The 15395-nt window shown below is 71.2% G+C and carries 15 protein-coding genes and 1 pseudogene; 15 read left to right on the top strand and 1 reads right to left on the bottom strand.

Translation table 11 applies throughout. The features are described from left to right. Positions 1–522: 522 nt before the first annotated feature. Positions 523–1761: a transposase gene (locus ACFY9I_RS36830; RefSeq protein WP_391010140.1), complete on the top strand. Its 1239-nt coding sequence runs from the start codon at positions 523–525 to the stop codon at positions 1759–1761. Between the two features lie 114 nt (positions 1762–1875). Here the strand turns inward: ACFY9I_RS36830 and ACFY9I_RS36835 are convergent, their stop codons facing one another. Beyond that, positions 1876–3870: a helix-turn-helix domain-containing protein gene (locus ACFY9I_RS36835; RefSeq protein ID WP_391010142.1), complete on the bottom strand. Its 1995-nt coding sequence runs from the start codon at positions 3868–3870 to the stop codon at positions 1876–1878. Positions 3871–4093: 223 nt separating this feature from the next. Here ACFY9I_RS36835 and ACFY9I_RS36840 point away from each other — a divergent pair, with 223 nt between their 5' ends. The 14 genes and pseudogenes from ACFY9I_RS36840 to ACFY9I_RS36905 all read left to right on the top strand — a co-directional run bounded on the left by ACFY9I_RS36840 (position 4094) and on the right by ACFY9I_RS36905 (position 15372). Then, complete coding sequence (locus tag ACFY9I_RS36840; protein WP_391010145.1) at positions 4094–4810, top strand: 50S ribosomal protein L11 methyltransferase; 717 nt, start codon at positions 4094–4096, stop codon at positions 4808–4810. Positions 4811–5535: 725 nt separating this feature from the next. After that, the gene (locus tag ACFY9I_RS36845) at positions 5536–6312 is read left to right on the top strand and encodes a hypothetical protein (RefSeq protein ID WP_391010148.1); all 777 of its coding nucleotides are present in this window, start codon (positions 5536–5538) and stop codon (positions 6310–6312) included. A 122-nt stretch (positions 6313–6434) separates the two neighbouring features. Next, the gene (locus ACFY9I_RS36850; protein WP_391010151.1) at positions 6435–7442 is read left to right on the top strand and encodes a helix-turn-helix domain-containing protein; all 1008 of its coding nucleotides are present in this window, start codon (positions 6435–6437) and stop codon (positions 7440–7442) included. Continuing rightward, positions 7439–7737: pseudogene (locus tag ACFY9I_RS36855) on the top strand (chorismate synthase); the annotation flags it as partial. The gene ACFY9I_RS36850 and the pseudogene ACFY9I_RS36855, both read left to right, overlap by 4 nt. Positions 7738–7757: 20 nt before the next feature. Beyond that, on the top strand, positions 7758–7967 hold the full coding sequence (locus tag ACFY9I_RS36860; RefSeq protein ID WP_391010153.1) for a hypothetical protein: 210 nt from the start codon (positions 7758–7760) through the stop codon (positions 7965–7967). Positions 7968–8004: 37 nt separating this feature from the next. After that, a complete protein-coding gene (locus ACFY9I_RS36865) occupies positions 8005–8157 on the top strand; it encodes a hypothetical protein (protein ID WP_391010156.1) in 153 nt (50 codons plus the stop codon). 288 nt (positions 8158–8445) lie between these two features. After that, positions 8446–8934: a PhzA/PhzB family protein gene (locus ACFY9I_RS36870; RefSeq protein WP_391010159.1), complete on the top strand. Its 489-nt coding sequence runs from the start codon at positions 8446–8448 to the stop codon at positions 8932–8934. A 28-nt stretch (positions 8935–8962) separates the two neighbouring features. After that, the gene (locus ACFY9I_RS36875) at positions 8963–10135 is read left to right on the top strand and encodes a 3-deoxy-7-phosphoheptulonate synthase (RefSeq protein WP_391010382.1); all 1173 of its coding nucleotides are present in this window, start codon (positions 8963–8965) and stop codon (positions 10133–10135) included. 70 nt (positions 10136–10205) lie between these two features. Continuing rightward, on the top strand, positions 10206–10829 hold the full coding sequence (locus ACFY9I_RS36880) for an isochorismatase family protein (protein WP_391010162.1): 624 nt from the start codon (positions 10206–10208) through the stop codon (positions 10827–10829). Continuing rightward, positions 10826–12727 carry a chorismate-binding protein gene (locus tag ACFY9I_RS36885; protein WP_391010165.1) on the top strand — a complete coding sequence of 634 codons (1902 nt, stop codon included), beginning with the start codon at positions 10826–10828 and terminating at the stop codon, positions 12725–12727. Before ACFY9I_RS36880 ends, ACFY9I_RS36885 begins: the two co-directional genes overlap by 4 nt. An 82-nt stretch (positions 12728–12809) precedes the next feature. Beyond that, complete coding sequence (locus tag ACFY9I_RS36890) at positions 12810–13646, top strand: PhzF family phenazine biosynthesis isomerase (protein WP_391010168.1); 837 nt, start codon at positions 12810–12812, stop codon at positions 13644–13646. 73 nt (positions 13647–13719) lie between these two features. Continuing rightward, on the top strand, positions 13720–14361 hold the full coding sequence (gene phzG, locus ACFY9I_RS36895) for a phenazine biosynthesis FMN-dependent oxidase PhzG (RefSeq protein WP_391010171.1): 642 nt from the start codon (positions 13720–13722) through the stop codon (positions 14359–14361). A 227-nt stretch (positions 14362–14588) separates the two neighbouring features. After that, a complete protein-coding gene (locus ACFY9I_RS36900; RefSeq protein WP_391010174.1) occupies positions 14589–14960 on the top strand; it encodes a nuclear transport factor 2 family protein in 372 nt (123 codons plus the stop codon). Between the two features lie 52 nt (positions 14961–15012). After that, a complete protein-coding gene (locus ACFY9I_RS36905) occupies positions 15013–15372 on the top strand; it encodes an SgcJ/EcaC family oxidoreductase (RefSeq protein ID WP_391010177.1) in 360 nt (119 codons plus the stop codon). Positions 15373–15395: the final 23 nt, after the last annotated feature.

Genomic DNA, 15395 nt, shown 5'->3' on the forward strand with positions numbered 1-15395 from the left:
GCGGGCGGCCTTGGCGTACTCGGCGGTCTTGCGGTCGCTGCCCTTGGGCGCGCGGGCTGCCCGGCGTTGGCGCTTGCGGATCTGTGCACGCTCGCAGCCCCTGCTGGCCCAGGCTGCTCGTCTCCCGTGGCGCCTGGAACCGTCCGCCCAGCCGCTTCAGCAGCGGCATGCGCACCTTGTCCCCGGAGGAGTCCTCCTGCAGCGTGCCGCGGGTGAGTGTGCCGGACGCCCGCTGCGAGGTTTGGCTTCGTGCCCGGGGACTTGAGGGCGGCCCTTGTGGTGCGGCTCCCGGGTGGTGTGGCCGGAGCACCTCCGACGTGTCGGGTCCGCCCGCATCATGTCGGGTCCGCTCGCCGTCCGGCCTTCGGACAGGCGTGCCGTCGCGGCCGGTGGTGGCTGGGCGACCATGTGGAGGAGGTGCTTCGGGGTCCCCCGCACCTCGTGCACCGGCCCGGTGGCGGTCAGAGTTGTAGTCGGCGCACGGACCGTCGGTACGGCATCAAAGGGGGAGTACTCATGGGCGTGTCAGGACAGGATGCGCGTTCTGGGCCTCGTCGGCGGCTCGCCGCCGGCGGTCTCGTGGACGTGCGGGAGGAGCTGACCCGGGAGCTGGCCGACGTGCTGTTCGCCTCGTTCGTCAGGCGGGACCAGCGGCAGAAGGGCGAGCAGTACCTGCGCGGCCTGCTGAGAGCCAGGGGACGCAAGTCCATCCGCAACGTCGCCGCCCATGTCGGCGGTCCGGCCGCCGAGCAGAGCCTGCACCATTTCATCAGCAGCTCCACCTGGGACTGGATGCCGGTACGGGAGGCGCTCGCCGCTCATCTGGAGCAGGTCAGCGCCCCTCAGGCCTGGGTGGTGCGGTCCATGCCGATCCTCAAGGCCGGCCACCAGTCCGTCGGTGTCGATCGAGTGTTCGATCCCTGTCTGGGGCAGGCGTTCCGGGGTCAGCACGCCTTCGGTGTCTGGTACGCCTCCGAGACCTTCAGCGCACCCGTGCACTGGCGGCTGCACCTTCCTGAGACCTGGGTGCAGGACGACAACCGGCGGCGACGGGCCGAGATCCCTGAGGCGGTTTCCGAGGAGACGGAGGAGGAGTGTGCCTCCGCCGCCGTCCTGACGGCGATGACGTCCTGGCGGGTGCCGGTGCGGCCGGTGGTGCTCAACGCCCACGTCGCCCGTATCGCGGCCACCGTCGGCCGGTTCACCCGCGCGGGTGTGCCGGTCATCGTGCGGGCCGGCGGTGCGTCGCCGCTCACGGTGGGCGACCCCGCGCTGCCCGGCTACGGCGCGGGGCCACTCGGTGCCCAGCAGATCCTGGCGGCGGTGCGGGGGCTGGGCCGCCGGGTCGAGTGGGCCGACCCGGCCGGACCCCCCCACGCCCGGCGCGCCTCGGTGGCCGTCGCGGTGCGCGTGGGTGCGGCGAGCACGTTCGCGCGCCCGGGCCGCACCGGTGCCGGAGCCGGGGAACTCGTCCTGCTGGGCGAGTGGGAGGACGGCGGCCATTCGCCCACGGCCATGTGGGTCACCAACATGGCCTCCGTACCGGCGGGCGCGCTGCTGCGGATGACCAAGCTGGCCGCGCGGGCCCGCCGGGACCTGGCGGAGGTGGGCGAGCAGGTCGGCGTCAAGGACTTCGAGGGGCGGTCGTTCCGGGGCTGGCACCGGCACATCACGCTGGCCTCCGCGGCCCACGCGGTCGTGGCACTGGCGGGTGACGGCAGGTTCGGCGGCCTGGCCGACTGCGCGCCACGCTCCGCGTGACGGCCCTGGCCCGGCACGGCGTCCGTACCGGCACGGCGTCCGTACCGGCACGGCGTCCGTACCGGGTGGCCCGGCTGCGGCGGCTGTCGGTCACCTGTCCGGCTTCCGTCGGCCCTACCGCGCGCCGTGGTGCCGGTCGCCCATCGCTCCCGGGACCTCCGCCCGCGTCCGGTCGGTCCGGCCGTCGTCAAGCGCGGCGGTGCGCCCGTACACCGCGTCCCGGGCCCGCAGCAGGCGCAGGGCCAACTGGATCTCCAGCGCGTTCACGGGCTTCTGCCAGTCGGGGCCCAGGAGTTCGGTGATCCGCTCCAGGCGGCGCGAGACGGTGTTGGTATGCACATGAAGGTGACCGGCCGCGCGTGTCGGGCTGCTGCCCGAGGTGAAGTACGCGTCCAGGGTGCGGACGAGTTCGGTGGAGCGCTTCCGGTCGTAATCCAGCACCGGCCCCATGGCCGATCCGATGAACGCGTCGACGTCGTGGTCGTCGGAGAGCAGCAGCCCGAGGAACCCGAGGTCCCGCGCGGCCGCCGCACCACCCGCGACACCCAGCGCCACCAGGGTGTCCAGGCAGCGGTGCGCCTCCTGGTACACCTCGGCGACCGGGGCCAGGCCGACGGCCGGGCCGGCGGCCCCCACCGTGACGGGATGTCCCAGGAAGCGGGAGAGCTCGTCTCCCACTGCCCGCGCCGCCGCCGAAGCGTCTGTGTCGGGCAGCAGCAGGACCAGGCAGTCGCCGCGGACGGTCTTGAGTCCGCGATGCCGGTACGAGTAGGACGAGGCCCACACGGCGGCCTCGCCCTGTTTGGAGCCCTCCGGGCGGACGACGAGGACGACGTGCTGTCCGCCCGGGTCGAGGCCGAGCCGCCGCACCCGCTCGGTCATGCCTCGCGGCGGCTGGGGTGCGGCGGTGAGGAGGTCGTCCAGGCACTCGTCGCGCGCGGGCCCGGACGCCGCCCCGGCGCTGTACCCGAGTAACTGCACCAGCGCGGCCGTCCGGCCCGCGGCGTACAGCAGCCGCCCGTCCTCGTCGGTGAGCGGGGTGCTCCTCCGTAACAGCAGGACACCCGGGGCCTCGACGCCGGTGGTGACGTGAGTGGCCCACACGGTGTCCGCGACGGCGACCGGGGCACCCGCGGCATGGGAGTTCACGAGCGCCTTGACCAACTGGTCCGCGTCCAGCGAGGGAAGGTCACCGGTGGCTGCCAGAGTCTGTCCGTCGGCGTCCCGCAGCACGAGTACGCCCTTCAGCGCCTCCCCGGCCACCTCGACGACGTCACGCAGGGCACCGCCCCCGAGCACCAGCCCGGCCAGCCGGTTCTGGACCCCGGTCAGATGCTGCAGCCGGTCCACGTGCGCGGCGAGGCGGGCGTTCTCGCTCTCCGCTTCGGCCGTCGCGGCCTGGATCCGGTCCACCCGCCGGGTCTCCGCTATGGCGGACGCCGACAGGACCGCCAGGGAACGCAGCAGACTGACCTCGTCGGGGGTGAAGTGGCGAATCTCCCGTGATGCCCCGTACAAAGCGCCGATGGGTTCTCCGTCGTGCGCCATCGGCACGGCGAGGATCGCGTGCAGCCCCTCGGAGCTGACCACCTCGTCGATCGCCGGCGAGTGCGGGAACCGGTCGTCGCCGAGGTAGTCGGAGGTCCAGAAGGGCGCCTGCCGGGTCTGCGCCCACTCGCCCAGGCCGAAGCCGTCCTCTATCTCCAGGCCCACGCTGTTGGCGGTGGTCTCGCCGTCGGAGTTGCGTACGTACGAGCCGCCGTCCGGCAGCCGCAGACTGACGTACGCCATGTCGAAGTTGAGCAGCCGGCGGGTGTGGTTGGTGATGATGTCCAACAGGTCGTCGAGGTCGTCGCGCGACGCCATGTCCTGCGTGGTGTCGATCAGGGCGGCGAGTCCCGCTTCGCGTCTGCGTCGCTGCTCCACCGATGTGTGGACGTCCAGCGCCAGCCGCACCGCCTGCTCCAGCTCCACCAACCGCTCCTGCGGCATGCCCCGTTGCCGAGCGATCCGCAGCAGCTCCTCCAGCCGTGCGGGAGGTGCCTCCCGGGCGAGGAGCCCCAGGACTGCCAGTGCCGGAGAATCCGTCCATGCGTCCTCTGGCGTCAACCGATGCCCCCCACACAGAGACCAGATCAGGCTCGAAGAGCGTAAGGAGGCTTGTTTGCGCTGGTCAAGCGGAATCGGGTTCCCTGATTGCCTGAGGTGTGGTCCGGACACCTGTGAGACGGCCGTGCGGTGTCACCGGAGCACCTTCCTGAAGATCCGCCGCTCGGAAACGATGGCTGGGGGAAGCTGGGACGAGGCACCCCTCGGTCTGCAAGGGGCGGAAATGACAGAACTGAAGAGTTATGTGCGGTCGCTGGAGCGGAGCAGACGCGCACTGACCCGAGAGGACCGGCCGAAGACCTTTGCGATGGCGGGCCGGGAATGGGATCTGCTCGACGGCGTGTTCGCGCCGCCGTTCTCGGCCACCACGGGTGTGGCCCTGGAGATCCTCGGACTTGTCGGAGGCGGGGAGCCGCGGTTCCGTAGTCAAGGATCGTTCCTCGACGTCGGTTCCGGGACCGGTGTCATCGCGGTGTCCGCCGCACTGGCCGGCTGCACCCGCGTGGTCGCCACCGACATCAGCTTGAGTGCCGTGAAGAACACGCAGATGAACGCCGCACGGCACGAGGTCACCGATCGTGTACGGGTCGTGCACAGCGACCTGTTCTCCGCGCTGGACGCCGACGATCGGTTCGACACCGTCTACTGGCACTCCAACTTCGTCCTGGCACCGGCCGAGTACCGCTACGAAACGGAACACGAGGCCGCGTACATCGATCCGGGGTACCAGGCGCACCGGCGCTATCTGGCCGAGGCGCCGCTGCTGCTGACCGAGGGCGGCAGGGCACTGCTGCAGTTCAGCGACCGAGGCGATCTCGACAGGCTCCACGAACTGGCCGCCGACTGCGGCCGGGAGCTGAACGTGCTGTGCCGGCACGCCTTTCCCGAGGGCACCGAGACGATCGAGCACATCCTCCTCGAGATCACGGTCACTTCCTGACGACCGTACGAAGCGTCCCCCGACCGGCACGAAGTCACGGAACTCGCGGAAGGTCGTGCGCGTGCTGTTGACAGGCGAAGGTGAGCGGCGCCGAGCCGGTGGTCATCCGCGTCGACGAACCCGCCTGGTCGCAGACTCCTCACGGCTCACTGACCAGCAACGGTCGGGTCTCGGTCACCGGGGCCTGGCCCTGGCGCGCGGGGCGACCGTCTCCCGGGCGCCGCAACCGTGGCGGGGCCGCGTGCGCGCCGCCTTGCCGCCGGGTTCCGTGACCGGGGCGTCCGACCTGGGGGTGATCCGGGTCGTGCTGGTCAGCCGGGCGCAGGTGACAGGCCGTGCGGCGGGGCTGCGACATCCCGCCGCACGGCTGGCGATTCAGGGTGCCCGGACGATCCGCCGGTTTCCGGCAGAGCCCGGGCCGCCACACCGGAACCGATCACCGACAACCGGTCCCGGGCGCGCTCGCCGCCTCGAGCCGATACCGCGGTCGACGGGGGATGGCAACCGCGGGCTTCGGCGTCGGCGTGCTGCCCGTCTCACCCGGCTGACTCTGCCCGCGCCGGCCCCGGCCGCACAACAACCTGTCGCGAACTCTGTCAGGTCCGCGGCGACGGCCCGCCGATCCGCGGGCGAACCTGACAGACATCGCCCACGGCTCGTTCACGAGCCAGTGGGATCGGCGATCCTGGGCGAGCCGTCACCAACTCCGTCCACCAGGAGAGATCATGACCCACAGCGGTGCACTCGTCCTCCGACTGCTGTCCGCGGTGCCCGCCGGCGGTACGCCTGTCGATGGCATCACCGGCCTGTGCCGCGATGCCGAACACAAGGCCCGGTACTGGTTCTTCGGCGGCGGCACCGCCCTCCTGTACGACATGGCGGACGACGCCGTCGTACGGCCGGCCGCCCCGCTCGACCGGTACTGGCCCCACCTCGCGGGCACGCTGTTCGCCCGGGGAGCCGACACCTGCTACACGACGTATCACACGCCTCACGGGTACCACTGGTTCTTCGCGGGCGACCAAGTGGTCCAGTACGACAGCGTCGCGGGCGTCGTCCTGCAGGGGCCGTGCGCCGTGGGCGACCTCTTCCGGTTCTCCGGCGCGGCGGCGGAGTTCGCGCGGGGCGTCGACGCGGTCTGCCCGCCCGGCCCCCAGGACGGCCTCTTCTGGTTCTTCCGGAAGGGCCGGGCGTTGCAGTACGACACGCGCGCCGGTCGCGTCACCTTGCCCGTCCAGCCCCTCGCCGCGTACTGGCCGGGGCTGTCCGGGACTGTCTTCGCGGACGGCGTCGACGCCTGCCACACCACCGCCCACGCACCCGGCGGCCGTCACTGGCTCTTCGCCCACGGGCAGACAGCCCTGTACGACAGCGGGGAGCACAGGGTTCTGCACGGGCCCGCCCCCTTCGCCGACCTGTTCCCGATCCTGCGTGAGGACCTTCTCCGGCCCCCGCCGACCAGGCATTTCCCGGCTGAACCCGCAGGTCGGAGCTCGACTTGACGCACTCCGGCGCACTTGACGGAGTATGGCGTGCGTCCTTGGCGCGTCTCAGCGCGTAACGCACGATCATCGGCGCGCAGCATATGGAGCGGAGTTTCGTCAGCCAAGGGGGAAGCGCTCTCGTGAACGTCGCCAACGGACCGGCCGCCCGAATACCCACCGCCGTCGCAGCACCTCCCCAGTCGGTGCCCATGGCGGCACTGAAGCCGTCCGACTCGCCGCGCGCCCAGCGGCAGGACGAGAGTCACGTCCGCAAACTCGCCGCATGCGAGCAGGACTTCGAGCCGATCCTGGTGCATCGGCCGACCATGCGGGTCATCGACGGTATGCACCGGCTCGCGGCCGCCCGCCTGCGTGGACACCGGGAGATAGCGGTCCGGTTCTTCGACGGTGGCGAGGCCGACGCATACGTCCTGTCCGTGCAGTTGAACCTCTGCCACGGCCTCCCGCTGACCCGGGCCGAGCGCCGGCTTGCCGCCGCCCGCATCCTGGTTTCCCACCCTCACTGGTCCGACCGGGCCATCGCGGAGCGCACCGGACTGAGCGACAAGACGGTGGGCAAGCTCCGCAGGTGTGCGAGTGCGGAAATTCCGCACTCGCACACCCGGGTCGGCAGGGACGGCAGCGTGCGGCCGCTCAACAGTGCCGAGGGCCGTCGGCTCGTCGCCGCTCTGCTGGCCGCCGACCCCGGGGCCTCCCTGCGGGAACTGGCCCGGAAGTCCGGGCTGTCCACGGGAACCGTCAGGGACGTACGGGACCGGCTGAGCCGGGGGCAGGACCCGGTACCCGAGCGACAGCACGAGGTTGTCAAGCTCGCGGCCACCCTCCCGCGAGCCCTCCGGCGGCAGCGTCCGAACGGTCGGCGGCAGCACGACGATCCGCTGTGCACACCGGGCGGCGCGGCGCTGCGGAAGCTGGCCAACGACCCCTCGCTGAAGGCTACGGAACCCGGCCGACTGCTGCTGCGGGCTCTGTTCACCACGGATTTCACGCCTGGCCAGTGGGAGCAGATCGTGGCGGCGCTTCCCGAGCGCTGGACCCCGCACATACGCGTCCTGGCGGCACGGCGCGCTGAGGAGTGGAACGCCCTGGCGGACGCGCTCGCACGCTCCTCGAGGGGCGCGGCGTGAGCAGGGTGCGCCGGCTGACCGAGGGGAGTCCCACGGCCCCGCACTCGTCGCGACGCCGGAGGGCATTCCCACCGGTGTGCCGATCACCACGGACAGGGTGGCGGACCAGCCGGCGAGGCGGCGTCTTGGCCATGGTTGTGGCGCGCGGATGAAGTCCGAGCGCGACGAGGTCGCCTCACCGGGCGGGGTGCGGCACGGGCTGACCCCGGGCTCCCCGGTGGCGGTCACGGTGGGGAACACCGAGTGGCCGAAGTGGGAGAAGGTGATGGCGGCCGACCCGGTGGACCCGGAGATTTTCGACGCCCCGACCATCCGATGAGCGCTGTGCCCGCGGTCGTCCTGGTCGGGCCGCCCGGCGCGGGCAGGTCCACCGTCGGTGCGCTGTGCGCGGCCGTCGCCGGGCATCCGGGTGTGCTCGTTCTCGGCGGCGGCGCGGTCCTCGACCCCGGCACCCGAGCGCCGCAGGCCGAGTCGCCCGTCGTCCACCTCGCCCCCGGCCGCCGACGCGGTACGACGGCTGTGTGACGAGGACGGGCACGGGCGCCCGCTGCCCGCCGGTGAGGTGAGCCGACGCCCGCGTCGCCGCCGCGCCCCGATGGAGCGCCGCCGGCCGCTGTACGCAGAGGTGGCCCGGGTGGCGGTCGACGTCCGGGAGCGCACACCGGCCGAGACGGTCGACTCGGTCCTGACCGTACCGGGGCTCGGCCTTGCCTGATCCCGGCCCTGACCCGGTCCTGATCTCAGCCCCCACAACCCCGCAACGGCCCTGCGCCCGGCTCGTGCCGAGGCCCTCGTTTCCCCACGGGAAAGCCCGCCCATATCCAGGACGGGATTTCGCCGTACGCACGGACGTCTTCGCTTCTTCCGGCTGTGCAAATGCGTGCGAATATTTCTTCCCGCACAGCCGGTGGCTGGCTAGGATTTACGGAGTCCGCATCGCGGTACTTCCCCGATCCGTCCGACCGGATGTCCGCCGCCATTCACACAGAAGGAGAACCCAGTCATGCCCGAATTTGTTCTGCCTGCGGAATTCGCCGACGAGGTGGAGTTGCGCCGTCACAACCGGGCGATCGTCGAAAAGTACATGAACACCAAGGGTGAGGACCGGCTGGGGCGCCATCTGCTGTTCACCGAGGACGGCAGCGGCGGCCTGTGGACCAACGACACCGGGAAGCCGATCATGACGCACGGCCGGGAGCGGCTCGGCGAGCACGCGGTGTGGTCGTTGAAGTGCTTCCCGGACTGGGAGTGGAAGAACGTCCGAATCTTCGAGACGCAGGACCCGAATTTCTTCTGGGTGGAGTGTGACGGTGAAGGAAAAATCGTCTTCCCCGGTTACCCCGAGGGCTACTACAAGAACCACTTCCTCCATTCCTTCGAGTTCGAGGACGGCAAGATAAAGCGGCAGCGTGAGTTCATGAACCCCAATGAGCAGCTGCGCGCCCTCGGAATCCCCGTGCCCGCCGTACGGCGTGAAGGCATACCCACCTGACCGAGTTCTCGTGATGGGAGAGCAAACAATGGAGGAAGTCCTGCGCGGAATGGAGACCCGCGCGGCTCTGCAACAGCCCGAGTGGGGCGACGCATCGCAGGTCCGGCGCGTGCGCGAGACCCTGGAGGCGCGCCCCCCGCTCGTCAGGGCCGAGAACATCCGCACCCTGCGCTCCCACCTGGCCCGGGCCGCCGCAGGTGAGGCCCTGGTCGTGCAGGCCGGCGACTGCGCGGAGGATGTGAACGAGTGCACCCCCGGCTATGTCGCCCGCAAGACCGCGGTGCTGGACCTGCTGGCCGGGGCTCTGCGCCTGACCACGCACAAGCCCGTCATACGGATCGGGCGCATCGCCGGGCAGTTCGCCAAGCCGCGATCCCGACCGACCGAGCTGTGCGGCGGCGTCGAAGTCCCCTCCTACCGCGGGGACATGGTCAACGGTTCGGAGCCCGACCCGGAGAGCCGACGGCCGGATCCGCTGCGCATCCTGGCCGGCTACATGGCCGCGAACGACATCGTGGAGCACCTCGGCTGGAAGGGCCCCACGGTGGGCACCGGCATCGAGGCACCGGTGTGGACCAGCCACGAAGCGCTGCTCCTCGACTACGAAGTGCCCATGCTGCGCCTCGACGATGCCGGCCTGCCCTACCTCAGCTCCACCCACCTGCCGTGGATCGGCGAGCGGACCCGCCAGGTCGAGGGCGCCCATGTCGCCCTGCTCTCCCAGGTGTTCAACCCGGTCGCCTGCAAGGTCGGCCCGGGTACGACCCCCCAGGAGCTGGTCGCCCTGTGCGAACGGCTCGACCCGGCCCGTGACCCGGGACGGCTCACCCTCATCGCCCGGATGGGCGCCGACACCGTGGCCGAGCGGCTGCCTTCGCTCGTCGAGGCCGTACGGGCCGCGGGCCACCCGGTCAACTGGCTCACCGACCCGATGCACGGCAACACCGTCCAGGCCCCGTGCGGCACCAAGACCCGCATGGTCGACGCGATCGTGCGCGAGGTGCGCGACTTCCAGCTGGCCGTCGCCGCGTCGGGCGGCGTCGCCGCGGGAGTGCACCTGGAGACCACTCCGGACGACGTCACCGAGTGCGCCTCCGACGAGGCCGGCCTGCTGCGCGTCGGCGACAAGTACACGAGCCTCTGCGACCCGCGGCTCAACCCTGGCCAGGCACTGCACGCCGTCTCGGCCTGGACCGGCTGACCGCCGTCGGCCGCGCACCCCTGCCCCCCACGAGAGATCCAGCGACCCCCAGGAACTGGAGCCCAGGGCCATGACCGGCATACCACCCATCGACCCCTACCCGCTTCCGACCGCGGGCGACCTGCCCCCCAACACCGCACGGTGGACCATCAGCCCCGACCGCGCGGTCCTGCTCGTCCACGACATGCAGCGCTACTTCCTCAGACCCTTCCCGGACGCCGTACGCACCGAACTCGTGCGCAACGCCGCGCAGGTGCGCCGGTGGTGCGCCGAGCACGACGTGCCGGTCGCCTACACCGCCCAGCCCGGTGGCATGAGCGAAGAGGACCGCGGCCTGCTCAGGGACTTCTGGGGGTCGGGCATGCGGACCGAGCCCGCCGACCGTGAGGTCGTCGACGAACTCGCGCCCGTCGCCGGGGACTGGCGGTTCACCAAGTGGCGCTACAGCGCCTTCTTCCGCTCCGACCTGCTGCGGCGCATGCGGTCCACGGGCCGTGACCAGCTGATCGTGTGCGGGGTGTACGCCCACGTGGGCGTCCTGATGTCCACCGTCGACGCGTACACCAACGACATCCAGCCCTTCCTCGTCGCCGACGCCGTCGCGGACTTCTCCGAGGAGTACCACCGGCTGGCCCTGCGGTACGCGGCCGAACGCTGCGCCATGGTCGTCACCACCAAGGAGGTCATCGGATGAGCGGCCCCGTCACCCCCGCACCGTACGACCTGCTGGACCGCGTCCTGGACGAGCGGCCGGGTCCGTACGCCCTGCTCCACCGTCCCGAGACCACCGGGCCCGACCTGCTGGAGGTGCTCGTCGGCGAGTTGTCGCAGGCCGCCTCGCTCGCCGAGCTCGAACTGCCCGACCCCGTGGCGGGTCCGGCCGGGGCACGGCACGACGTGCTGGCAGTCGTGCCCTACCGGCAGGTCGCCGAGCGTGGTTTCGCCGCCGCGGACGACGGCGCGCCGCTGATCGCGATGACCGTCACCGGCCAGGAGACCGTCCGGCTCGCCGACGCGCTGGCCCGTATCCCGGACGTGCCGACCCCCCTCACCGACGGCCACTTCGACGTGGACGACGACGCGTACGCCGACACCGTACGCCGGATCGTCAAGGAGTCCATCGGCGAGGGCGAAGGTGCCAACTTCGTCGTCAAGCGCTCCTTCGTCGCCGACATCGGGGACTACGGCCCGCACAGCGCCCTCGCGTTCTTCCGTCGGCTCCTGCGGCGGGAGACCGGGGCGTACTGGACGTTCCTCATCCACACCGGGACCCGCACGTTGGTCGGGGCCTCGCCCGAGCGGCACATCAGCCTGCGCGACGGCGTCGCGGTCATGAACCCCATCAGCGGTACCTACCGTTATCCGCCGACGGGCCCCAGCCTGCCCGAGGTCATGGACTTCCTCGCCGACCGCAAGGAGACCGACGAGCTGTACATGGTCGTCGACGAGGAACTGAAGATGATGGCCCGGATCTGCCCGGAGGGCGGCCGCGTCACCGGTCCGTACCTCAAGGAGATGGCCCGCGTCGCGCACACCGAGTACTTCATCGAGGGCCGCACCGACCGCGATGTGCGGGACATCCTGCGGGAGACGCTGTTCGCGCCGACCGTCACCGGCAGCCCTCTGGAGAGCGCCTGCAGGGTCATCGCCCGCCACGAGCCGCAGGGCCGCGGCTACTACAGCGGCATCGCCGCCCTCATCGGCAGCGACGCCGACGGCGCACGCGCCCTGGACTCCGCCATCCTCATCCGCACCGCCGACATCGACGGTGGGGGGCGGGTGCGGATCGGGGTCGGCGCCACCCTCGTACGCCACTCGGACCCGGTCGCCGAGGCGGCCGAGACCCGGGCCAAGGCCGCTGGTCTGATCGCGGCCCTCGAGGACGGCACCGGCACCCGCTTCGCCTCCCACCCCGGCGTACGCGCCGCCCTGGCGAGCCGCAACGACGGCATCGCGGACTTCTGGCTGCGCGAGGCCGGCGAACGCAGCCGGCCACACTCCGACCTGGCGGGGCGAGAGGTCCTGGTGGTCGACGCCGAGGACACGTTCACCTCGATGATCGCTCACCAACTGCGCTCCCTGGGGCTTGCGGTGACCGTGCGCCGCTTCGACGAGGAGTACTCCTTCGACGGGTACGACGTGGTGGTCATGGGACCGGGGCCCGGCGACCCTGGCGAGACCGGCAACCCCAAGATCACCCATCTGCGGGACGCGGTGCGCACCCTGCTGGCGAGGCGGCAGCCCTTCCTCGCCGTGTGCCTCAGCCACCAGGTGCTCAGCCGCCTGCTCGGCTTCGAGCTGCGCCGCAGGGACGTGCCCAACCAGGGGGTGCAGAAGGAGATCGACCTTTTCGGCGCCCGCGAACGGGTCGGGTTCTACAACACGTTCGCGGCCCTCGCCCACGAGGACAAGGCCGAGGTGGACGGCGTCGGCGTGGTCGAGGTCAGCCGGGACGAGCGCACCGGCGAGGTGCACGCGCTGCGCGGCCCGCACTTCGCGTCCATGCAGTTCCACGCCGAGTCGGTGCTCACCCAGGGCGGTCCCCGGATCGTCGCCACGGCGATATGGGACGTGCTGCGCCCGCGACCGTGACGTGCCGCGCGAGCGACACCGCCACCTGCCCTCGGCTTCGCGGACCGGCCCCGCACCCGCCCACCACCGGTTGGAGAGACACATGCACAGGTACGTCGTCGTGGACGCCTTCGCCACCGAACCCCTGCGGGGCAACCCCGTGGCGGTCTTCTTCGACGCCGACGACATCCCCGCCTCGCGCATGCAGGCGATCGCCCGGGAGATGAACCTCTCCGAGACCACCTTCGTCCTCACCCCGCGGGGCGACTCGGACGCGCGCATCCGCATCTTCACCCCGGTCAACGAACTGCCCTTCGCCGGGCACCCGTTGCTCGGCACCGCCATCGCCCTGGGCGACGAAACCGGGCGGTCCGAGCTTCGGCTGGAGACCCGGATGGGGACCATCCCGTTCGACGTGGACCACGTGGAGGGCCACGCGGTGGCCACGCGGATGCGCCAGCCGGTGCCCACCTGGGAGCCGTTCGAGTACGCCGACGAACTCCTCGACGCACTCGGTGTGAAGGCGTCCACGCTGCCTGTGGAGATCTACCGCAACGGCCCTCGGCACGTCTTCGTCGGCCTGGAGAGCGTCGAGGCGCTGTCCGCGATCGACCCGGACCACCGCGCGCTGGCCCGGTTCCCCGACATGGCGACCAACTGCTTCGCGGGCTCGGGCGTCCACTGGCGCAGCCGCATGTTCTCGCCCGCGTACGGCGTCGTCGAGGACGCGGCGACCGGCTCCGCGGCCGGACCGCTCGCCGTCCACCTGGCCCGGCACGGCCTGGTCGAGTACGGGCGGCGCATCGAGATCCTCCAGGGCGTGGAGATCGCCCGCCCCTCCCTGATGCTCGCCCGCGCCGAAGGCAGCGGCGACCGGGTCACCGAGGTCGAGGTAGGCGGCAGCGGCGCCGTCTTCGCCCACGGCACGGCACAGGTCTGAACAGGCGGCCCACAGCCCGGGTTCGCATCGAGACACCACATCAACGATCACCGACAAACGGAGGCAGCCGCCCATGAGTACGACCAGGTCGGAGACCCTCACGGGAACCGTCGACATCACCTTCCCGGAGTTCCGCCGACCGCCTGCCGACCCGGTGCCGCTCGTCCGGGCCTGGTTCGAGGAGGCCGTGGGCCTTGGCGTGCGGGAGCCGCGGGCACTGGCGCTGGCCACCGCGGACACCCGTGGACGTCCCTCGACCCGGATGGTCGCGCTGAACCGGATCGAGGACGAGGGGTTCGTCTTCGCCACCCACGCCGACAGCCGCAAGGGCCGCGAGATGACGGCCAACCCCTGGGCGTCAGGGGTGCTCTACTGGCGCGAGACCAGCCAGCAGATCATCGTCACCGGCGCGGTGGAACGGCTCTCCGACGCCGTGGCCGACGAACTGTGGTTCTCCCGCCCGCCGTTCACGCACCCCATGTCGGTGGCGTCCCGGCAGAGCGAGGTGCTCCACGACCTCGACGCGCTGCGCGCCGAGGTCGGGCGGCTCGCGGAGAACGGTGGCGGCCCGCTGCCCCGGCCCACGGGCTACGCGGGCTTCCTGCTGCGCTTCGACTCCGTGGAGCTCTGGGCCAACGGCGAGGACCGGCTGCACGAGCGCCTGTGCTACGACCGCACCGGCGACGGCTGGACGTCCTACCGCCTGCAGCCGTGAGCCGACCTGACATAGTTCCCCGCCGCTCGTGGCGGGCCCCCGCGCGGGGCGCGCACACTCACCCGTGTGACGCCCGGAAAACCGCGTCCTCAAGGAAATGACGAAGCCCCTCGGGCATGGATTCCCCGTGAATTCATCGCGGATTCAGCGGATTCAGCCGAGTAGGTAGCCGAATACGCAACCGAATACGCAACCCAAGGGCTGTCGCCGAATGCCAAGGAGATGCAGTGGCTGACGATGCCGCACAAGTGGCCGCCGCCTATTTCAGGGCGTGGCGCGCGAAGGACTTCACCACCCTTCGCGCGCTGCTGGCCGACGAGGACTTCTCGTACACGGGTCCGCTCGCGCGGCTCGACGACGCCGACGCCTGCCGGGACTCCCTGGCACGGCTGGCCCCCGTCACCACCGACCTCGTGATCCGCAGGACCTTCGCCGCCGGTGACGATGTCACGACCTGGCTCGACCTGCACACCACGATCGCCGAACCCACCGAGGTGGCGAACTGGATGCACGTGGAGAACGGCCGCATCACCGGTATCCGCACGGTGTACGACCCCCGGGCGCTGCTGTCGCTCGCGGGGCCGTCGACCGACGCGTGAGGCGGGGAGAGACGCATCCAAGTCACGTCGACCAGAGATGAGGAGACACTCCATGACGACCGCACGTGAATGTGCCAAGACCCCTGAGGATCTGGCCCGTATCTGGGTCGAACTGGCGAATGCCGGGGACGCCGAAGGCCTCGCGGAACTCTACGAACCCGACGCCGTCATGGCCTTTCCGATCGGCAACACGATCGTCGGGCGTGAGGCGATACGCGAGGCATTCGAGCAGATGCTCCGGATGCAGTCCCATTACGAGATGGAGGAGTCGCTGCCGACCCTGCGCCACGGCGACCTGGCGCTCACCTCGACGGTCCCGGCCGACCACAGCACCGGCCGCTACCAGGTGGCCCGGCTCCAGCCCGACGGAACCTGGCTGCGCATCCTCCACTCGTCCGGCTACTTCGCCTGACCGGTCGTGACCACGGACCGGCC

Source organism: Streptomyces sp. NPDC012510, assembly GCF_042955065.1.
GTDB lineage: Bacteria > Actinomycetota > Actinomycetes > Streptomycetales > Streptomycetaceae > Streptomyces.